The sequence below is a fragment of the Cecembia calidifontis genome, assembly GCF_004216715.1.
Taxonomy (GTDB): domain Bacteria; phylum Bacteroidota; class Bacteroidia; order Cytophagales; family Cyclobacteriaceae; genus Cecembia_A; species Cecembia_A calidifontis.
In genome coordinates, this window is the sequence record NZ_SGXG01000001.1 from 2,316,019 (window position 1) to 2,338,644 (window position 22,626).

Below are 22,626 nucleotides of genomic sequence, written 5' to 3' on the forward strand. Positions count from 1 at the left end.
AACTGACTACCATCCGGACGCTTAAATATACCCGTCCAACACAACTTATAGTCCTCAACACAGGTGGTTCTTTAGGTTCAGGAGTAGGGGAATAAGATCAGCTTTTTTGTCCTCTGCGATGTATTTCAGGGCGATTAAAATTTTAGATTAAAAAATCTTAGTTTAACATTTAACACTATGGCCCATCAACTGCATAAAACCTTTCTTTTTCTTTTCCTTACCTGTTGGATTTATGTGCCATCCATCCTATTTGCCCAATCCATCTACGAGCAGGTCGGAAGGCTTCCGGTAACAGCTTATTCCACCGAGGAGTATGGCGGACATCCTGTGGTAGTTTCGGCAATCCAAAGTAAGGATGGGCTGATGTATTTTGGTACTAATCAGGGATTACATGAATATGATGGAGTCTCATGGCGCTCACTGTTTAAAAGCAAAGAAGTTTACGAAATCACAAGCTTTGCAAAAGATGCCAAAGGCCGCATATTCTATTCAGGCGGGGATTTCGGCTACTTGGAAGCTGACCCAAGCGGAGAAACTAGGGCCGTTTCCCTGCTTCATCTGATCCCGGAGGAGCTTCGTTCAAACTTTCCTGCTTGGGAAATTCATTATTTGAATGGATTTATCCTGCTTAGAACCAGGAATCATCAGCTCATCAGGTTGGAGCTGCATGAGGATTTGACACTGAAGTCATTGAAATCCTGGCAGGCAGAAACACGATTTGGTATGAGCTTCTTAGTGGAAAATCAATTGTATGTGCAGCAAGCTGAAAGGGGGCTTTACCGGTTGGAGGGAGAGGACATAAAGTTGATTCCAAATACGGAAATCTTTGGAAAGGTCCTTCTTTCAGTCATACTTCCTTATCTTGGCGATAAAGGCACATCTCTACTTTTGGGTGGAGCAATGGCTGGTTTTTATCTTTTAGAAGGAAGTGTTTTAACCAAGTTTCCAACCGAGGTGGATCAATTGATAAAAGAGAATCAGCTTAGATCTGCCATAACCTTTCAGGAAAACTATATCCTCACCTTCCATGGAGCGGGCATTGTGATAATGAACCCCAAAGGAGAAATCCTTAAAAGGATGGGATCTGACCAAAACCTACCTTCGAATGTAGTGATAAATGTTTACCTAGACCAAAATGAAGGCCTATGGGCCCTGACTGAAGATGGAATGGCAAGGATCGGGATCAATTCTCCTATACAAACCTTTGGAAAGGACTTGGGGATCAATTCAGCCGTCAGGTCTATCGAGAAACAGGGTGAAAAACTTTACTTGGGAACCAACACTGGGCTGCTGAAATTTGAGCCTTCAGATAAGCAATTCAAACAAGTCCCCCGAATTGGTAATTTTACTATTTCCGATTTATGGACCGATGGGGAAGATTTAATAGTTACGAATGGAGGTTCTTTGGAGGTAATCCGGAATGGGAAGGCCATTGGATTTTATACAGGTAAAGAAGGTAATTATGCACGTTCACTTTTTATTTCAAAAAACAACCCCAATCTCCTGTTAGTCACTGCGACAAATGGGGTTATGGTTTATCAGAGGGGGCTTTCAAAAGATTTTCCTTGGGAGTATAAGGGAAATGTTCCTGGTATTGAATCTTTTTCAAGCTACTTTTTTGAAGACAAGGATGGAACCATTTTTACTTTAAGTCTAGGAAAAATATATAGTTTAACTACAGGTGAAATCGGTCTTGAAAAAGGAGATCCGACGAAAATAAAAGTTGCTTCTTTTGAATCCAATATGTATGAAGATAGTTTTTCCTTGGTGGATGGGGAGTTTTATAAAACTTCTTCGGATGGCATGCAGAAATATTCTTCCAAGGAAGGGAAATTTGTGCCCACTGATGACTTTAGCTTAGTGGAAAAGGATTTGATTGATTTTTATCAACACAAATCCGGAGTAATCTGGTATGAATCATTTGACAAAAAGAAACATATCCTCAAGCGTAATGCAGAAGGGAAATTTCTCAAAGACGAAAAGCCCAATTCCCTAGCTCCCTATTTGTCCTTCGAGGACTATATTGACGAGGACAGTATTCTATGGTTTGGTACTCCCAAAGGACTGATACGCTACGATCCGAAAAAGGACAATCAGACAGATAAAGTATTCTTCACATTGATCCGAAGGATAGAAACCAAGACCGATACGATTCCCCTTCCTTTTTACGGTAGAAAAAAGGATGTGCCAGCTGTAGAACGAAAAGAGAATTCCTACCGCTTTGAGTTTGCGGCTCCCTATTTTGAAGAGGAGAAAAAAACCAAATACCAAACCTATCTGGAAGGCTTTGATCTGGATTGGGTAGATTGGAATGACAACCGCTTCAAGGAGTATACAAATCTCTCACCTGGGACTTACATCTTTCATGTAAGGGCAATGGCCCATACGGGAAGAATCAGTGAAGAAGCAACCTATTCTTTTGTGGTCTTGCCTCCATGGTATGCCACTTGGTGGGCTTATATTCTTTATGCCTTGCTCATTGGTGCTGCAATTACAGGCATCGTAAAATGGCGCTCTCGAAAGCTCAAAGCTGAAAACCTCCTTTTGGAGGAAAGGGTTAATGAACGAACTGCCGAACTGGAAAAATCACTTGAAGAGCTCAAATCCACCCAAGCCCAACTGATCCAATCCGAAAAAATGGCTTCTCTCGGTGAACTCACAGCAGGTATCGCTCATGAGATCCAGAACCCGCTGAATTTTGTCAATAATTTTTCTGAGTTGAACAAAGAATTGGTTTTGGAGGCCAAAGAAGAACTTGGAAAAGGAAATTTAGATGAGGCCAAAAATATATTGGGAGATATAGTGGAAAATTCTGAAAAGATCAACCATCATGGAAAGCGGGCCGAATCCATAGTCAAAGGCATGTTGCAGCACAGCCGGACTGGATCAGGGAAAAAGGAGCTTACAGACCTCAATGCCCTGGCAGATGAGTACCTAAGATTGTCTTATCATGGATTGAGAGCCAAGGACAAATCATTCCAATCGGACTTTAAAGTTGACCTAGATCCCAATGTGCCCAAGTTAGAAGTGATGCCACAGGATATCGGCCGGGTATTTTTGAACCTGATCAACAATGCCTTCTACACAGTAAACCAAAAACGGAAGAAATCGCAGGAGCATGGAGAAGGATCATTTAAACCTTTGGTAACCGTAAAGACCAAAAAATTAAAAGGTGCCATAGAAATTACAATTACGGACAATGGAGATGGAATACCGGAATCCATCAAATCCAAAATCTTCCAGCCTTTCTTCACCACCAAGCCTACAGGTCAGGGCACAGGATTGGGATTAAGTCTGAGTTATGATATCGTGAAGGCGCATGGAGGGGAGATTAGTGTTGAATCCCAAGAAGGACTAGGAACCATATTTAATATAAGCTTACCGATTTGAATTTTAAACAATGACTATGCATACCACCAAAACCATATTTTCGCTCTTTTGCATTTTCCTGTGGATCTTCTTGCCTAGATCCATCTTGGCCCAGTCCATCTATGAAAAGGTAGGAAGACTTCCTGTCACCACTTATACCACCGAGGAGTATGGGGGATTCCCTCAAGTCTGGGCTGCCATACAGAGCGAGGCTGGACTGATGTATTTTGGAACGACAGGTGGACTTTATGAATATGACGGGGTTTCCTGGCGGTCTATTTTTAACATTAGGAATTATGTAACCATTAGAAGTCTGGCAAAGGATAGCAAGGGAAGAATTTTTTATGCGGGCCTTGATTTTGGTTATCTAGAAGTTGACGAAAAAGGTGAAGCGAGGGCAGTTTCACTCCTTCACCTAATTCCTGAAGAACTTAAATCAGGCCAAGTAATCTTTGAAATATTCTTTTTGGAAGAATTTATACTACTTAGAAGTCCGAATTACATCATCAGGTTGGAATTGGGGGAAGATTTCGCTTTAAAATCCCTAAAATCTTGGCAGTCAGAAACACGTTTTCTTAAGAGTTTCCTCGTTGGAAATCAATTTTATGTCTGTCAAGTTGAACGAGGCTTATTTCTGTTGGAGGGTGATGAATTAAAGTTGATCCCGGGTACAGAATTTATTTTTGAAAAAGAAGCTGTACGTGTTATGGTTATTTATCCAGAAGAAGGCGGTAATGCTATACTTGTTGGAGGACCAAACACTGGGTTTTACTTTTTGGAAAAAGGAGTTTTCACAAAGTTTCCCACCGAAGTAGACCTACTGATCAAAGAAGGAAATCAACTTTACGATGCTATACCCCATAAGGGAAACTATGTCCTCAGCTTCTTAGGTGGGGGGGTAGTGATCATGAATCCCAAAGGGGAAATACTCAAAAGGATAGGATCTGACCAAGGCTTAAATTCGGATGTAGTAACAGGTGTTTACCTTGAAAAAAACAATGGGCTTTGGGTAACAATGGAGGACGGTATGGCCAGGATAGCTATAGATTCTCCGATTCTTAGTTTTGGAAAAGACTTGGGGATCAACTCAGCAGTTCGTTCCATCGAAAAAAAAGGGGATGAACTCTATTTAGGGACCAATACTGGTTTGATCAAATTTGATGCGATCGAAAGGGAATTCAAATCAGGCTTGCAAAATGAGAATAGAGAAATTGTTGAATTGTTGGGTGATGGGGAAGATTTGATTGTTCCTGGACTAAGTTTGCAGGTAATTCGGGATGGTAAAGCCATTCGTTTGGATTTTCCAAAAGACGGAATTCGCCCAATCTCTGCAATTATCCCAAAAGATTACCCCAGTATTCTTTTGATTGGAACCCACTCTGGAATACTACTCTACGAAAGGGGCCTTTCCAAACAATTTCCTTGGGAATTAAGGGGAAAAGTTCCGGGAATAGGCCCAATTTCAAACAATTTTACTGAAGGAAAAGATGGAAAAATCTTTACAAATGGTCAAGGAAAGCTATATGTACTGGAAATAGAGGCAAATGGGGTGGAATCCATAGGAAATCAGATCATCAAACCGACTGTTTTTGAGGTAGACCCTTCGGCTTCTTTTTCCATGATTGATGGAGAGTTTTATATGACTTCCCGTCAGGGCATGCAGAAGTATTCACCTGAGGATGGGAAATTTGAATACACAGAAGACTTTAGTTTATTGGAAAAGGATCTTTACGACTTCAACATGGTAAAATCAGGGATTCTTTGGTTTGAATCAACAGATAAAAAGAAGTTTATCCTCAAACGGAATACTGAAGGGAAATTTGTCAAAGATGAAAGACTCAATTCCATAGCCCCGTATTTATCGCAAGTAGATTTTATAGACGAGGACAGCATTATGTGGTTTGGATCGCCTAAAGGACTAATACGGTACGATCCCAAAAAGGACAATCAGACAGATAAAGAATTCTTCACATTGATCCGAAGGATTGAAACCAAGACCGACACGATTCCTTTGCCTTTTTATGGTAGAAACAAAGGTCTAGCCCCTGTTGAAAGAAAAGAAGACTCCTACCGCTTTGAGTTTGCGGCACCTTACTTCGAAGACGAAAAGAAAACCAAGTATCAGACCTACCTTGAAGGATTCGATCCGGATTGGGTAGACTGGAATGACAACCGATTCAAGGAGTACACTAACCTTTCTCCCGGCACGTACACCTTCCATGTACGGGCAATGGCCCACACGGGAAGAATCAGTGAAGAGGCCACCTATTCTTTTGTGGTCTTGCCTCCATGGTATGCCACTTGGTGGGCTTATATTCTTTATGCCTTGCTCATTGGTGCTGCAATTACAGGCATCGTAAAATGGCGCTCTCGAAAGCTCAAAGCTGAAAACCTCCTTTTGGAGGAAAGGGTTAATGAACGAACTGCCGAACTGGAAAAATCACTTGAAGAGCTCAAATCCACCCAGGCCCAGCTGATCCAATCCGAAAAAATGGCTTCTCTCGGAGAATTGACTGCGGGAATTGCCCATGAGATCCAAAATCCTTTGAATTTTGTGAATAATTTTTCGGAGGTCAGCGAAGAATTAATTGAAGAGATCCAAGAATTGAGACACAAGAATCAAGAGACAAGACTTAAGACTGAGGAAGATGAGATTTTGGAGGATATAAAGCAGAATTTAGAGAAAATAAAACATCATGGAAAACGGGCCGAATCCATTGTCAAAGGCATGCTGCAGCACAGTCGCACGGGATCAGGTAATAAAGAGCTTACCGACCTCAATGCCCTGGCAGATGAATACCTGCGCTTGTCCTACCATGGTCTAAGGGCTAAAGATAAATCCTTCCAGGCTGATTTTAAAGCTGAACTGGATCCTAAACTTCCCAAATTGGAAGTGATGCCTCAGGATATGGGCAGGGTGCTTTTGAATTTGATCAACAATGCATTTTATGCAGTCAACCAAAAACGGAAGAAATCGCAGGAGCAGGGAGAAGGATCATTTAAACCTTTGGTGACCGTAAAAACCAAGAAATTAAAAGATGCTATTGAAATCTCAGTTAGGGATAATGGAGATGGAATACCTGAATCCATCAAATCCAAAATCTTTCAGCCATTCTTCACCACTAAGCCTACCGGACAAGGAACAGGTTTGGGTTTGAGTTTGAGCTATGATATCGTGAAGGCACATGGAGGAACTTTGGAAGTAGAATCCATCCCAGGTCAGTTTGCCCAGTTTGTTATCATCCTTCCTTTGGATTGAATATTTTCTCAACCTTCTATGAAGAGTCTTTATGAAAACAAAGTCTACCTAGCCATGACAAGTAAATGGCTTGACTATAATAATAAAATAGGATACCGGATTGAAATCCTTATTGATATAGAGGGGATTATTCTTTAAGTTACAGAATTAATTAAACAGTAGAATCTTGGACCCAAACATTAACCACAACCCCCACAGCCGTGCCATCTTAGTCAAGCTATTAGGAGAACTTGATGATGAAGTATTGACCCAAATTCTGGAAAAAGGCAAAGCTATAGAGCTGGATACAGGAAGTTTTTTATTCCACCAAGGAGATCTTGACAATTCAATTTATATCGTTCTTTCAGGAAGATTTAGGGCTTTGGCCACACAGTCAGATGGACACCTGCATGCCTTAGGGGATATAGGAGAAGGCGAGCCTATTGGTGCATTTGCATTGTTTATGGGCGAACCAAGGTCTGCCAGTGTGGTGGCCATTCGTAAATCTGTCGTATTGGAACTGAAAGAAAACGAATACCTGGAGATAGTGGCCAAATTTCCTGCTTTTTCTACAAAACTGACCCGCTTTGTGGTAAACAGGCTCCGTAGGAATGTGCTTCAGCAGCACTTAGAGGCCCCTGCTAAAAACATTGCGGTTATAAATCTGCAATCAGAAAATGATATTGCTGGATATACCGATGCAATCAAAGTCCAGTTTGAATCTTTGAATGTCAGTATCCAGATTTTGGACCATGATTCCCATGCCGAAATGGAATTGCAGCAAGTATATGATGCATTGGAGCAACATGGGGGACTGAATTTTTTGATCTGTAACGATGAAGATCTTGACTGGTCACGCAGGTGTATTATTTATGCCGATTTGGTAGTTTTGGCTTCTGATTTTTATGCGGACAGTAAGATTCATGAGATAGAACGTCATCTGGACTTATATTCACAGAACATCCTCAATAAAAAAATCTATTTGCTCCTGCTTCACCCCGAGGAGGCTAAGTTTCCGGAGAATACACGGCGTTGGTTTGAAGACAGAAAGATTGACCTGCATATTCATTACCGAAAGAACCATGGGCCTGACATCAGGAGGTTTGCCAGGATTCTTTCCAATAAGGCTATTGGCCTTGTGCTTGGAGGGGGAGGAGCTAAGGGTTTTGCCCATTTTGGGGTGATTAAAGCCCTTTATGACAATGGGGTTGAAATTGACTTTTTAGGGGGAACCAGCGCTGGGGCTCTTTATGGACTTACGGCCTCTTTCTGTGACTTTGACCGGAAAATGATCGACTTTTACAGTCATGATTCGGCAAGTAGCAAGTTGACAAAAAATGATTACACTATACCCTTGATCTCTATCATGTCCGGTAGAAAAATGACAAACTACCTGAAAAAGATGATGGGGAATGCCCATTTGGAAGATTTTTGGGTGGGCAGTTATTGTGTTTCTACCAATTACTCCAACGCTTCTGCGAAGGTTCATGAAAGAGGTTTGGCATGGAAACAGATAGAAGCCAGTATCGCCATACCTGGGATTTATCCTCCTGTAGTCATTGATAAGCAGCTTCATGTGGACGGAGGAGTTGTAGATAATCTTCCAATAGAGACCATGTACAATTATCCTGTTCAGCATATCATTGCCATTTCTCTGACACAGCTCAGGTCACAACCTGTTGATTTTGACGAGACCCCTTCTGCATCTAAGCTCCTTTTAAGCAAGATAACAGGAAAGAAGAAATTCCGGATCCCTGGGATTTCCTCCATTTTGGTCAATTCGCTTACTTTAAACAGCAGGCAAAAGCAGGAAATGACTAAATCAGGGGTCGAATTATACCTGGAATTGGACTTAAAGGGAATTGGGATGCTGGATGATACCCGCTGGAAAGAAATTGTACAGAAGGGATATGATCAGATGAAAACTGCCTTGGAGAATTTTCCAGAAGAAAAGAGGTTTTGGTAACCAAAAGGCATTGTTTTCAGATAAAATCTTTGCTGGCTTTTAAAAAATTGAACAGAATATCTGTTTGGTTTCCATCATCTTTCATAATCTCCGTCTTTGAGTTATTCATCCTATTGATTACCTTGAAGCAGTGCTCGTAACTTCTTTCCCGATTCATTATCGTTATGAAAAAGTTTATACTCCCTGTTTTATTCCTTTTTTCCCAGATCATCCTAGCCCAAACACATCTGACTTTTGAAGAGCCTGTCAAACAACGGGTCTTTGTGCTTACTGATATCACCAATGAACCTGATGACCAACAGTCCCTGGTCCGTTTTCTTGTTTATTCCAATGAATACGATGTGGAAGGAATAGTAGCAACTACCTCCACGCACCTTAGGAATCAGACAAGGAAAGATAAAATCGAGGAATTGATCAGAAACTATGGCAAGATATATGCAAACCTGGAGGTACATGCAGAAGGGTTTCCTTCCATGGAATATTTGTTGAGCATTACCAAAGAACATTTGCCACTATACAGTATGGAAGGAGTAGGGGAAGGGAAGGATTCTCCGGGCTCAGAATTGTTGATCAAAGCAGTGGATAAGGCGGATGACAGGCCCCTTTGGATTTCTGTTTGGGGCGGGGCTAATTGTCTGGCCCAGGCATTATGGAAAGTCAAAAACACCAGATCTGAGGCGGATGTCAGGAAATTTGTAGATAAAATAAAGGTATACGCCATTTCCGATCAGGATTTTGCCGGCCCTTGGATCAGGCAGAATTTTCCGGGAATCTTTTATATCGTGGATGCCAGTGCAGGGGATAACTGGAGGGAATATTATAAGGCTACATGGACCGGAATAGCAGGGGATAAATGGTATAAAAATGGACCATTTTACTATTTTGAACTGGTAGATAATCCCTGGCTGATGGAAAACATAAGAGATAACCATGGACCTTTAGGTGCAAATTATTTGCCGTCCGAATACATCATGGAGGGGGATACCCCTTCCTTTATTGGTTTGATCCAAAATGGGCTTGCCTGGTACAAAAGTCCCGCTTGGGGAGGCTGGGCAGGTAGGTATGAGCATTACAAGTCCTTTGGAGAGGCAGATAAAATATGGACTTCTTCTGTGCATACCCAAGATGAAGTACTTTTACCTAATGGCAGAGTGGAGGCATCCAATCAGGCTACTATCTGGCGTTGGAGAAAGGCTTATCAACATGATTTTGCAGCCAGGATGGACTGGAACATAGCAGGTACATACAGAGAAGCCAACCACAATCCCATTATCCTGCTCAACGGCAATGAAGGGAAAGCATTGGCCACTGGCAAAGTAAAAGCGGGAGATTTTGTCAGGCTTTCTGCCAAAGGAACATTTGACCCTGATGGGGATCAATTGAGATTTAGGTGGTGGGTATACAAAGAGGCAGGTAATTTTAACGGAAACCTTGAATTCCATAATCCTTTTGGAGAGGAGCTTGTCTTTCAAATGCCCCAATTAGGTTCAGGGCAGGAGTTACATCTAATTTTGGAAGTAGAGGACAGCGGTACTCCCAGTCTATTCAGTTACAGAAGAATTATCTTGACCCATCCCTAACCGCCAATATGTCGAACCAATCACTTGAACCATCCCAACGTTTGGTCTCCCTGGATGCCTACCGGGGTCTGACCATGTTTTTATTAATTGCAGAAGCAGCTTGGGTCTATCAAACTTTATTGGATGCTTTTCCTTCCGATAGTTTTGCACATGCTGTTTTTACCCAGTTTACCCATCATCCATGGAATGGATTACGGTTTTGGGACCTTATTCAGCCATTTTTCATGTTTATTGTCGGGGTAGCCATGCCTTTTTCCCTTAACAAAAGACTGGCCATGGAGGGCAAAAGTTCTAAAGTAACTCAGCACATATTGAGACGTTGCCTGTTACTTTTCCTTTTTGGTACCGGACTCCATTGTGTCTATAGCCAGAAATTGGTTTTTGAATTATGGAACGTGTTGACCCAACTCTCATTTACGATTTTAGTGACTTATTTTTTGATGAGGTATTCTATCAAGGTCCAGCTTGGGATTTCCTTTGGTCTCTTGATTCTTACTGAGTTGCTTTACAGGGTTTATGCTCCGGCATCACCATTTGTCATGGGCGAAAATTTTGGATCCTATACCGATATGTTCTTGATGGGGAAAATTAATGGTGGCGGTTGGGTAGCCATCAACTGTATTCCTACCGCTGCCCATACTATCTGGGGTGCATTGTGCGGTAATTTGCTCCTTTCCAAAAGAAATGATGTTGAGAAAATTAAAATTTTGTCAATAGCTGGTATTATTGGTTTGATTTTAGGTTATGGACTCGATTATTTAGAAATAACCCCCATCATTAAAAGAATCAGTACCAGTTCATTTGTAATGGCATCAGGGGGATGGGCTTTGATTGCCTTGGCCTTTTTTTATTGGTTGGTGGATATGAAAAAGCAACAGTCTTGGGCTTGGGCTTTTGTGATTGTTGGGATGAATCCAATTTTTATCTATTTGTTTGCTGAGGTACTTGGTCACCGATGGTTATTTGGTTTTATTAAAATTTTCAGTTTTGGGTTTTTAAAGCCATTAGGGATTTCAGAACTGGTTTTGGCCATAGTTACGGCATTGCTGACCTTAGGGGCCATGTGGTATTTGTGCTATTTTCTCTATAAGAAAAAGATATTTTTCAAAATTTGAAAGGATTTTGAGTTGGCAAGAAAATAAGTGATTTGATGGAATTAAATTCTTTGAAAGGCTTTTGATTAAAAGTTTCTAGTCTATTTACCAATCACTTTAATCAATTCCCCTTTGTTCAAGTTGTCCGTGAGCAGCCATCCGTTTAAAATTGCCAGTTCATTAAACCTAGCTTTTGGCATTTTGAAATATTCAAATGCTTCCTGGACTGTCATTTGCTGAGGAACAGACTTGATGCGGATGACATCCGCAGTCCGGTTAAGTTTATCGACATCTTTCAGTTCCTTAAAACCCATGATTGACTCCAAAAAAATATTTTGTTTTCCCTGAAATTTTGAAGCCTCTGCTAAACCCATTAACTGGTATATCAAGCCATTATAATGGATGAAAGATGCCATTAACCGGACACTGCTTTTTTCCTGTTTTTGATCTGCAATGAGGGTAATTGCGGGAATGTTATTGATGGGGTTATTGGATTGCTCTTTGAGTTCCAATTTGTACTGTTCTATAAATGCTTTGGCTGCTTCTTCTAAAGTTTTTTGGGGGTTAAGTGTTAGGATTAAAATGGCATCCCCTTCTTTAGATGCTGATTGAACTTGTTGGGGTGTATTTTGAAAACTCCAATCTTTTGGCAAAGGGTAACTGAATTTTAATGTCGGGTGGTAAAAGATGCCATTTTCCACAAAACCCTGCTTGGGGTCTTCTCCATAAATTATTCCATCGATTCTTTTTAAATAAGATTCTCTATTGATGGCAGCATCAGACACCTGCAATTTTTCTTTCCATTGCTCTGCAAGCTTACTGACAGTGACTTCCCTTTCCTCAGGTGAAGGATGTGTGGACAAGAAATCTGGTATTTTTTCGGCCCCGGAACCTTCACTTTGCCTTTTGAGGGTTTCAAAAAAACCAGCCATTTCTGTCGCATCATATCCGATTTTGGTTGAATATTCAACTCCCAATTTGTCTGATTGCCTTTCTGCATCCCTTCCAAAACTCAATAAAGCAAGTTGCATTCCTTGTGATAATGGTTCGATAAACTGACCTAATTCGGGCACCAATACAATTCCTGCGACAATACCGATTTGGCCTAAGAGCATGTTGCGCTGCTGAATCACAGAATGTCGGGCAGTGATATGACCAATTTCGTGCCCCAGGACTCCTGCGAATTCCGCTTCATTGTTGAAATGGGCCATAATACCCCTTGTGAAGTAAACATATCCTCCCGGAAGTGCAAAAGCATTGAGAACGGGAGAATCTACAATTTTGAACTCATAGGCCAGGTTGGGACGATGGGATATGGCTGCCATTTCAAGTCCTTTTTCTGTGATGAATTGTTGGAGTTCGGGGTCATTATATAGGCCGAAGTAGGCGATAATTTCGGGATCGGCCTCTTTTCCCATGGCAATTTCCTGGGCTTCCGACATAAATACCATTTGCTTTTTGCCTGTGACCGGATTGACCGCACAGGAGTAGTTAAATGAAATAATGGCAATGAAGCAAATCAGAAGGAGTTTTTTGCTTGGATTCATACTTGAAACGCTAATTTTCTGGAAAGATTAAGGAAACTTAATACCCCTATTAATTTAAGAAATTTGCAATTGTTTTCCCTTGTTTTTTCAGAGATTTAATAGTTTGTATAGCCAGAAGCAAGATTTTTAAAGTTGGATGTGAATGGGAAGGCTTTTTTCGAATTAATACTCAGGATCAGATAAGGTAGGCTTGGAATGATTGGAATTTGATTTGGAAAACTTTATTTTGAGTCATGAAAAAACTCTTATTACTTTCTGTCCTAATCCACTTGTTTTGTCAGGGTTTTTCTCAGACCGAAATGGAACTTTATGCTAATTTAATTCTCCCTAACGCAAAGGAAACACCTAATGAAGAAAAATCAGAAATAGGTGATGATGGTATCTTGAGGATCAGTAAAGTTAGCAAACCGACACTGACAGTATATTTACCAGAAGAGGGAAAGGCTACAGGACAGGGAGTAATTATTTGCCCTGGAGGGGGCTATTGGATTTTGGCGGCCGGGCATGAAGGTTCTGATGTGGCCAAAGAATTTGCCAAAAGAGGCATTTCAGCCTTTGTACTAAAGTATCGCCTTCCAAGCGAAGATACCATGTTCGACAAAACTATCGGACCTTTGCAGGATGCCCAAAGGGCTATCCAAATGGTAAGAGAAAATGCCGATGAATGGAATGTCAATCCTGATCAGGTGGGGATTTTGGGGTTTTCAGCAGGAGGGCACCTGGCTTCTACAGCCGGCACCCACTTCAAGACAGCAAAAATCAACAATCCTAAAAATATAAACCTAAGGCCTGATTTTATGGTTTTGGTCTACCCTGTTGTCAGCTTCGATACGGCAATTGGGCATAGCGGGTCTTCTAAAAACCTATTGGGAGACAATTCTTCCCAAGAATTGCTGGATAAGTTTTCCAATGAAAAACATGTGGATCCCAATACCCCGCCTACCTACTTGGTCCATGCCAAGGATGATCGGGTCAGCATCCAAAATTCATATGTTTTCGAAAATGCCCTGAAGCAGAACAATGTTCCTGTGGAGACTACTTATTTTGAAACCGGTGGTCATGGCTTTGGAATGATCAATCCCCAATCAGATATTTTGTGGATGGATCGGGTAGAGGCCTGGATAAAAAGGATTTTTCATTAATGTCCTCGGTAAGCTTTTGGTCTTTGGGTTGGATAGGAGCTCTATTTTGACCAAATTAGCCAAAACAAGTCAAAATGGAATGAAAAGGTTTATTGCAGGATTTATAGCGGCAGCATTGATTTTTGTGGGCATTTGGTTGTTGCTGGACAAAAAGGAAAATAAGGAGGAGTTAAGGGAAAGTTCGGCATTGATCCAGCAGCAGATCCAACAGGTAGGTAAATTGATTGTCACCGAGGGCTACTTCTCCCAAGTGTTCACTTTCAAAAACTCCCAAAACCTTTTTCTTAATCTTTTGACTTCAGATAAAAAAGCATTGGTGGTAGCCAATGCCAAAGTCACCGTGGAATATGACCTCAGGGCTTTAGAAACGGAGTTGGATTTGGAGAATAAAACGGTCATATTAAAAAAGATCCCCGAACCGGTAATCAATATTTATCCGGATATCGAATATTATGATGTGACTCAGGATTATTTCAATAAGTTTGGGGCAGCTGATTACAATAAAATCAAAAACACTGTCAATGCCCGCATCCGGGAGAAGGTCTATCAGTCCAATCTCATGGACAACAGCAGGGAAAGATTGATGGCAGAGCTGGCAAATATCTTTGTGCTAACAAAATCTTTGGGCTGGACACTCCAATACAATGAAGTCATCATTGAAAGTGAGGATCAAATGAAGAATTTAAAAAGGTAGGAGGGAGGTAAGGATTTGAATTCAAGGGGTTTTTGTTTAATATTTAGACTTTTTTAGTAATTCTGCTTAATTTTTTATCAGTTTTATTTTGTTTTTGATAAAAAAACGTATTTTTATTTTTCTGATTGTTTTACAAAACAGACTACATGTCACAAACTTCGTCGCTACCTAGGATTTATTCCATAGACTTATTCAGAGCGATTACCATGCTTTTGATGATTTTTGTCAATGACCTATGGACTTTGAAAGGGATACCAAGGTGGCTTGGACATGTAGAAGCAGAAGTAGATGGGATGGGATTGGCGGATGTAGTTTTTCCGGCTTTTCTGGTGATTGTGGGATTGTCTATTCCTTTTGCCATTTCTAAAAGAATCCAAAAGGGAGAAAGTATTTCAGATACTTTAACACACATTTTTTTAAGGACTTTGGCACTATTGACAATGGGCATTTTTCATGTCAATCTGGAAAACTATAATTCTGCAGATTCATCATTATCCAAACCAATTTGGCAGATTTTGATGACAGTTGCATTTTTTATGATTTGGCTGGATAATTCAACCTATCTCAATAAAAAAAGGAACAATTTAATTCAGGTCACCGGGTTGCTGCTTTTAGGCTTACTTGCTTATTTATATGTAGGAGGAAGCCCTGAAAATCCTACCTGGATGAGATTTCATTGGTGGGGTATCCTGGGCCTGATTGGCTGGGCTTACCTCATTGCTTCAGTGGTTTATTTGGCTTTTAGGGAAAATATTGTGGTCTATTTCGTTTTTTTCCTTTTCTTTCTTTTTTTTAATTCGGCTGAAAAACTTGGTTGGCTAAATTTCCTTGAGCCTATTAAACCCTATCTCTGGATTTCAGGTAATGGATCAATCCCGGCATTTTCAATGGCGGGGGTGATTATTGGGGTTTATTACAAGAATTATCTGGCCAAGGGGAAAAATGACAATTACTGGCTGATTCTTGGATTATCGGCTTCTTTTCTGATTTTGTTTGGACTGTTGACAAGACCGCTTTGGGGAATTCATAAGATTGGTGCATCTCCATCTTGGGTAAGCATTTGCACAGGCTTGAGCTTTTTGTTTTTAGCTTTGTTGATTTGGTTAGCGGACAGAAAAGGAAAAGCTGTATGGTTTGATTTTATCAAGCCGGCAGGTACAAGTACCTTGACCTGTTATTTGATTCCCTATATTCACTATGCTTTGTACGCTATGATGGGTTTGGCATTGCCTGTTTTTCTGAGGACAGGGCTAGTTGGCATCCTAAAATCCCTTCTATACGCCTTCATTATTGTATGGGTTACAGGTTTATTGGAAAAGAAAAAAATACGACTCAAAATTTAACCATCAACTTGCAGATTATGAAAAAATTCATTCCCGCCCTTGCTTTCTTATCAATTTTTATTTGGCAAGGAAATGCTTCTTTAGCATTTGCTTCTGAACAATATGATGATCTTCCAGTCAAAGGTTTGGCTATTGCCGCCCCAAAATCCAGTGAACTGGATCGATTTGTCCGGTTTATGCACGAAGAATTAGGACCAAGAAAGATCAATACCTTGGTTTTGAGGGTAGATTATAATTATCAATTTGAAAGTCATCCGGAACTCAGGGATGAGGATGCGTTGAGCAAAAGGGATGTTAAAAAATTGGTGGCTGCTGCCCGGCAGCATGGGATAAAAATCATCCCTCAAATTAATCTTTTGGGGCATCAGTCTTGGGCCAATTCAACCGGAAATTTGTTGAAGGTATATCCTGAATTTGACGAAACTCCTCATGTCAAGATGCCTGATGTTTATCAGTTGCCTAATCCGGATGGATTATATTGCAAAAGTTACTGTCCTCTTCATCCTGATGTCCATAGGGTAGTATTCGCTTTAGTCGATGAAATTGTTGAGGTTTTTGAGACAGATGCATTCCATGCTGGCTTGGATGAAGTCTTTTACATAGGAGATGATAAATGTCCAAGGTGTCAGGGATTGGATAAGGCAGAGCTTTTTGCCGGGGAGGTGACCAAAATCAGAAACCACCTGGCTTTGAATGAAAGAAAGCTATGGATTTGGGGAGATCGTTTGATTGATGGCAAGACCACTGGAATAGGTTTATGGGAGGGTAGCTACAACAGTACGCACCGTGCTGTCGATTTGATACCAAAGGATGTAGTGATCAATGATTGGCATTATGAAAAACCCGTTGGTACCCCGGTTTATTTTGCGATGAAAGGCTTTAATGTGATCAGCTGTGCTTGGAGAAAGCCTGAGGTTGGGGTAAGTCATGTTGAGGATATGTTCCTTTTCAGAAGGAATAACACCGAGGTGATGAAAGATAGGTTTGCCGGAGTAATGCTGACTGTATGGTCAGGGGTAACTCCTTTTTTGGACGGGTTTTATGCCTATAAAAATAATCCAAACAAAGTATGGACTGAAGAGGAATTAAACAATCCCTGGGTGACATTTGTGAGAATGTTTGACCGTTTGGAGGAGATTATAAAGTCAGAAGAATAGCTTAGCTTTCTTGATGGCAAACATGATTTTATCCTTCTGGTTAAAGAATCAGTAATTTGATCTAATGAATCGGATACTGGGAAATTGAAAATCCAGTTGAAATCATTTGTACATACAATTTATTCTGATAGGTTTTTCCAAAGGATTCTTTTATTTCCAGAAAAATCAATGGCTTCAATTTTACCGTAATCGGGCTTAATGGAGATTCTTCTTGAGGATTGGGAAAGATACCCATTGTTATGAAAAACTTCATATTGCCTTTGGCTTCCATCTTTGAGGGTAATGATAAGCTTAAAATCCAATGGGTCCAGGGGGATAGTTAGTTGCTCTTTCTCAGGCTGGTTTTTGGTAAATACCTTCAATTTGCCATCATGCTGTACAGCAAGGATAAGTTTTTTGCCATCAAAATGCGTGAGTAGTGCTAGACCTCTTCCCTGTCCGGTTACCAGAAAGCCTGAACTTCTTAAGCTATTTGGTTTCAACCTACCCTTTTCAGAGGTGAAATGAACGCCTTTCAGGCCATTATATCTTCCGGTTATGGTTTCATTGCCAAAAAAATTACCCGTCATCAAAATTTCATTCCCATTTTGAAGGATACCATAGATAGGCCCGATTTGAGCTTCAATAGGAAGGGGGGTGATTTCAAATTTCCCTTCCCGGTTCTTTTTTAAAAAACCGGATGCGAATGTTTGGGCTTCTAAAGAAACCGCATTTTCCAGGTCGGTCTTGTTAAAAAAGTTTTCCAAGGAATAACCGGCATATGCAGAATAGATCAAAAATCGGTTTTTCCAAGAAGGAATCTGGGAAACCAAAGCATCTCTTCCGGGAACTGCATAGTAAGCATTCCCGAGGTATTGGAACATAATGGGATCAATACTCTGATTGTTGTCAAAGTCTTTGGCAATTAATTTTAATGGTTTGTCAGGGTTTGCGTTCCACCTGGCATTCAGTCCTAAATTGCCCAAGATGTATTCAGACTCCCCATCTCCATCCATATCAGTAGCATAAATACTGTTCCACCAACCTGATGACTGACCGGGGCCGAATTCTTCAGATACATCTTCGAAGGTGATTTTATCACCATTTACGTTTTGGCGAAAGAACTTGATAGGCATCCACTCCCCGGCAATAATTAGATCAACCTTGCCGTCTCTATCAAAATCTGTCCATATGGCATCCGTTACCATGCCGATTGTAGACAGTATTGGACAGACTTCTTGGGTGACATCAGTAAATTTCCCTCCTGCATTTTTTAAGATAAGTGATGGGGGAGTTTTTGGATATTGACCAGGAACTACCCGTCCTCCAATGAAAATATCAATAAGCCCATCACCGTCAAAATCTGCTGCTGTTACCACAGATCCACTGAAGTTAATCTGGGGTATAATTCCATCCCTGATTTCAAATTTTCCTTTTCCGTCATTGATATATACCCTGTCCTGATAATGGGGACTTCCTGCCTCGTAGCGGGTACCACCACTGACTACATATAAATCAAGATCTCCATCGTTATCAATATCCAGTAAAAGACAGCCCATATCATCGTAGGGATAATCTGAGTCCAATTCACTTTTGGAGAACTTGCCATTGGTGTTTTGAATGAAAAATGTACCCGGATTTCCTTTTGAACCACCTACAAAAAAGTCATCCAGGCCATCACCATTGATGTCTCCAACGGCTATTCCCGGCCCATTTTCGGAATGTTTGTGGGGCAAAAGCCTTTGTCTGTTGAAATCTTTGTATGAAGAATGAATGTGCCTGTAATCTATCCCTAATTCTTCGCTGATTTCTCTATAATAAGCGATGCCATCTGGTTCATAGGAAGCATTTTCTCTTTTCTTGGCATTTTCATAAAAAATCTCCACCGTTTGGTTGGGGGCAATTTCATGCAGGACTTGATATTTACCATCCGGCCATATAATTTCAATATTCTCTATTTTTTGGGATTCCCCAAGTCCAAAATGGGCATTGGGCTCAACAAAAGATTTGTATCCCCTTGTGGGATAATGCTCATAATAGAGTTTTTGTCCTTGTCCCGCCTGTTCAAAATCAATAAAAATCTTTGTTCCTAGTCCTTGAAGGTTGTTTTTTGGGCCCTGAAGTCTGATTTTGATAAAATTTGATTCCTGAGGTTTTTTCTCTCTGGTATTGTTTTTATAGACAAAAGCCTTGTCGTTCAGGTTGTTGATGACCAAATCCAAATCACCGTCGTTATCCAAATCCGCATACGCTACACCATTGGAGATAGAGGCCTGTACCAAACCCCAGGCACTGCTCTTATCTTCAAATCTCAGGTCTTTTTTATTCTGAAAAACATAATTGGGCAACTTTACCTCTTTTAATTTTGAAAGTCCTTCCAATTGAAGTTTTCTTCTGTCTTCTGGGCTGGTAAATGGACCTAAATTCTTGCTAAAATTGATGTAGTCCATGTCAGTTACATCTTTCCCATAACCATTGCTGATGAATAGGTCCCTCCATCCGTCATTGTCAAAATCTGCAAATAGGGGAGCCCAGCTCCAATCTGTCTGAAATATTCCCGCCAAATATCCGATTTCAGAAAACTGGTTATTTCCTCGATTAAGTTGAAGGGTGTTTCTCACATATTGGGGCTCATAGCCCAAAGCAAGATTTGCCTGATATAAATCGTAGTTTTCTGTTGGCGCAAACATGGTTTTTTGTCTGAGGTTGTCTGGAGGAAACATATCCAGGACGATAATATCCGAAAGTCTATCGTTGTTATAATCAGCAATATCTACCCCCATCGCATTGAAACTTTGATGATCAATCATTTCAGCGATTTTATTGGTAAATGTACCATCCCCATTGTTGATGTACAGAACATCATTGGTGAGGAAGTCATTGGCCACATAAATATCAGGAAGGCCATCTTGATTGATATCAGAAATGGCTAAGCCTAAACCGTAGCCCTCGATCAAAATTCCAGCTTCTTGGCTGACATTGGTAAAAGTGCCGTTTCCATTATTGCGAAAAAGTTTGTCGTTGCTTTTTCCCGTTCCGCTTTTGTCCCTTGGCCGGGACAGGTTTCTTTGAAAACTTTCCCGTGCATTTGACAAGATGTAGAGGTCCAGATCTCCATCGCCGTCATAGTCAAAAAATGCAGCTTGGGTATTGTATCCGCGGTCGTTTATTCCAAAAGAGGCCGCCATTTCTTCAAAAATCGGAGTTCCGTTTTGGTCATTTCCCCTGTTTACAAACAACAAATTGGGATTTGGGAAGCTGTCTTCCCTATTGGAAACGGATACATAAATATCCAAGAGTCCATCATTATTGATATCCACCAAGGTGACCCCCTCTGCCCATGTGTTAGTGGTTACCTTGGCTTTTTCGGTCACATCTTTGAATTTAAAGTTTCCTTGATTGAGGTAAAGTTTTGATGAAACCATGTTTCCCGTAAAAAAGATATCCTGTAATCCATCGCCATTAAAGTCACCAATAGCTACTCCACCACCATTGTAGATATAGTCAAAATCCAAAACATTAAAATCATCTGTGATGTCTATTTTGTTGTTGAATTCAATTCCCGTATGAGACGAGTACAGTAATTGGAATAAATAGTCCTTATCAGTTTTGGATGAACAGCTAAAAAAAACAGCTGTCAAAACCGTCAAAAATAGATTTGAATGTTTTCTCATGTTCCAGGGTTGTAATTCTCAATAATAATGAATTTGCCTTTCGTTTAAAAGCGCTCTTGGAGCTCTTGGTTTAAGATTCTTATTTTGATTTTTCGAATAATGCTAAAAAAAAGGGGCTGTCCGAAAAGGGCAGCTTTTTTTATGCCGCTATTTTTTGATTTTGAAAATCCAATGCCATTACCAGTGATCTTTGATTAGAATTTTCCTTTGGAACGTAAAATACCGGCCGACTATTGTAGGGTTTATAACCCAAAGATGATTTTTTAGATAGTTTTAGTCCAGAGTGCATACTTTTAGCCACCATTTTTCTCAGATTATGGCCAATTGCCATCAATAAGAACTCTAATTCCACTTTTTCTAAACCAGTGAGTGTAAATCTGTTGAATTTATTATTGCTTTTCAGCTGGCCAAACGCAGCTTCCGCCTCTATTGGTCTTTTGCTCCTGTGTTCAAGCCCCTTTTTATTCATTAGTTTTTCCTTGGCCTGCTGTTTTAAGAAGTTTAACCTATGGTTCACTTCGATTCTTCTGTTACCTGTCGCTTTGTGGCATTGTGCTCTTAAGGGGCATCCTTCACAGTTTTTTGCCTGATAATAAGTTACTTGAGATACATACCCATTGCTTGAAGTGCGCTTTCCTTGTCCAACATTCTCCATCCGCTGTCCCATGGGGCATACGTAAAAATCTTGCGCTGCATTGTAGAAAAGATTTTGGGGAAGAAAAGGATTGTTCTTTGTCTTCTTCTTTTGCTCCATGTGGAAGTAATTGTATTTCACATAGGCATCAACTCCCTTTTTTTCAAGCATTTCATAATTCTCCTCACTGCCGTATCCTGCATCAGCTACTATCTCTTTACTTTGTTTACTATACGATTTTTCAAAACTGTCCAAGTGGGATTTTAAAGTGGTGGTATCCCCTGCTGTTTGGTGGATAGTAGCATGGGTAATGAATTGATTTTCAGTTGATATCTGAGGATTGTAAGCGGGTTTTAGTTGTCCGTTTTTCATGTGGTCCTCTTTCATTCTCATGAATGTGGCATCATGATCTGTCTTACTGTACGAATTTCTATCCCCCAAAATCTCCAGGTCTTTTTCATACTTCTCCAGCTTGGGAAGATGTTCTTCCTGAAGTTTTTGAAGCTCCTTAGCAATCTTCTTTGAAGGCTCTTTTAGCTTTTTATTTATGGCTGAAAGCCGCTCCCTTAATTCTTCAGAATCAATTTTTTTAGGCAATTCTTCTTGATTAACTTCTTGATTATCTGATAGGATGCTTTCTTCGATATCTGATAAAACACTCTTGATCTTACCTTCTAACCTTTCTTTGTGCTTTTCAACTGTCTTACGCCAGACAAAAGTGTACTTATTGGATTTTGCTTCAATCTTGGTTCCGTCAATGTATTGTACATCAAGGCTTACATATCCCATCTCAACAAGCATTTTTACCACTTCGGCAAACAATGTCTTGATGGAGTCTTTTAAGATTTTACCGCGGAAATCGTTGATGGTTCTGAAATCGGGGGTTGAGTTTCCTGAGATAAACATGAAATGTATGTTCTCATTAAGTGCTTTGGCTATTTTCCTACATGAATACACATTGGATAAATAGCTGTAGAACAGCACTTTAATCATCATTCGTGGATGATAGGCTGATGTACCGCCTCCCTTGTACCTCTTTATAATATCACTGATATCCAAAGAGTTAACCACAGTGTCAACCAATCGAGCAGGGTGGTTATCAGGGATTTTATCAAAAATATTTGCCGGAAATAATTCTGGACAATTGCCAGTCTGATTTTTAAAAACTACCTTAGACATTGTTGTATTTTGTTCAACTCTAAAATAATA

12 protein-coding genes are annotated in these 22,626 nt (G+C 40.4%); 9 read left to right on the forward strand and 3 right to left on the reverse strand.

The genetic code is table 11. The features are described 5' to 3' along the window. Positions 1–177: 177 nt before the first annotated feature. The 5 genes from BC751_RS22365 to BC751_RS10170 all read left to right on the forward strand — a co-directional run bounded on the left by BC751_RS22365 (position 178) and on the right by BC751_RS10170 (position 11,268). Positions 178–3,390 carry a sensor histidine kinase gene (locus BC751_RS22365; protein ID WP_130275430.1) on the forward strand — a complete coding sequence of 1,071 codons (3,213 nt, stop codon included), beginning with the start codon at positions 178–180 and terminating at the stop codon, positions 3,388–3,390. A 16-nt stretch (positions 3,391–3,406) separates the two neighbouring features. Then, positions 3,407–6,628 (forward strand): ATP-binding protein, encoded by a 3,222-nt coding sequence (locus BC751_RS22370; protein WP_242617431.1) that lies wholly within the window; start codon positions 3,407–3,409, stop codon positions 6,626–6,628. 166 nt (positions 6,629–6,794) lie between these two features. Next, entirely contained in the window at positions 6,795–8,573 is a 1,779-nt protein-coding gene (locus BC751_RS10160; RefSeq protein WP_130275432.1) for a patatin-like phospholipase family protein, read from the forward strand. A 164-nt stretch (positions 8,574–8,737) separates the two neighbouring features. Beyond that, positions 8,738–10,153 (forward strand): DUF1593 domain-containing protein, encoded by a 1,416-nt coding sequence (locus tag BC751_RS10165; RefSeq protein ID WP_130275433.1) that lies wholly within the window; start codon positions 8,738–8,740, stop codon positions 10,151–10,153. Positions 10,154–10,161: 8 nt separating this feature from the next. Continuing rightward, positions 10,162–11,268 carry an acyltransferase family protein gene (locus tag BC751_RS10170; protein ID WP_130275434.1) on the forward strand — a complete coding sequence of 369 codons (1,107 nt, stop codon included), beginning with the start codon at positions 10,162–10,164 and terminating at the stop codon, positions 11,266–11,268. 80 nt (positions 11,269–11,348) lie between these two features. Here BC751_RS10170 and BC751_RS10175 read toward each other — a convergent pair whose 3' ends face one another. Next, positions 11,349–12,794 (reverse strand): M48 family metalloprotease, encoded by a 1,446-nt coding sequence (locus tag BC751_RS10175; protein WP_130275435.1) that lies wholly within the window; start codon positions 12,792–12,794, stop codon positions 11,349–11,351. Positions 12,795–13,027: 233 nt separating this feature from the next. Here BC751_RS10175 and BC751_RS10180 point away from each other — a divergent pair, with 233 nt between their 5' ends. The 4 genes from BC751_RS10180 to BC751_RS10195 all read left to right on the forward strand — a co-directional run bounded on the left by BC751_RS10180 (position 13,028) and on the right by BC751_RS10195 (position 17,130). Further along, the gene (locus BC751_RS10180; RefSeq protein ID WP_130275436.1) at positions 13,028–13,936 is read left to right on the forward strand and encodes an alpha/beta hydrolase; all 909 of its coding nucleotides are present in this window, start codon (positions 13,028–13,030) and stop codon (positions 13,934–13,936) included. A 79-nt stretch (positions 13,937–14,015) separates the two neighbouring features. Beyond that, a complete protein-coding gene (locus tag BC751_RS10185; protein ID WP_130275437.1) occupies positions 14,016–14,630 on the forward strand; it encodes a DUF4230 domain-containing protein in 615 nt (204 codons plus the stop codon). A 146-nt stretch (positions 14,631–14,776) separates the two neighbouring features. Continuing rightward, a complete protein-coding gene (locus BC751_RS10190) occupies positions 14,777–15,973 on the forward strand; it encodes a DUF5009 domain-containing protein (RefSeq protein WP_130275438.1) in 1,197 nt (398 codons plus the stop codon). 17 nt (positions 15,974–15,990) lie between these two features. Then, positions 15,991–17,130 (forward strand): family 20 glycosylhydrolase, encoded by a 1,140-nt coding sequence (locus tag BC751_RS10195; RefSeq protein WP_130275439.1) that lies wholly within the window; start codon positions 15,991–15,993, stop codon positions 17,128–17,130. Positions 17,131–17,249: 119 nt separating this feature from the next. Here the strand turns inward: BC751_RS10195 and BC751_RS10200 are convergent, their stop codons facing one another. Next, positions 17,250–20,783 (reverse strand): VCBS repeat-containing protein, encoded by a 3,534-nt coding sequence (locus BC751_RS10200; protein ID WP_130275440.1) that lies wholly within the window; start codon positions 20,781–20,783, stop codon positions 17,250–17,252. A gap of 139 nt (positions 20,784–20,922) precedes the next feature. Next, positions 20,923–22,596, reverse strand: a complete 1,674-nt coding sequence (locus BC751_RS10205) for an IS1182 family transposase (protein ID WP_130273766.1) — start codon at positions 22,594–22,596, stop codon at positions 20,923–20,925. Positions 22,597–22,626 lie beyond the last annotated feature (30 nt).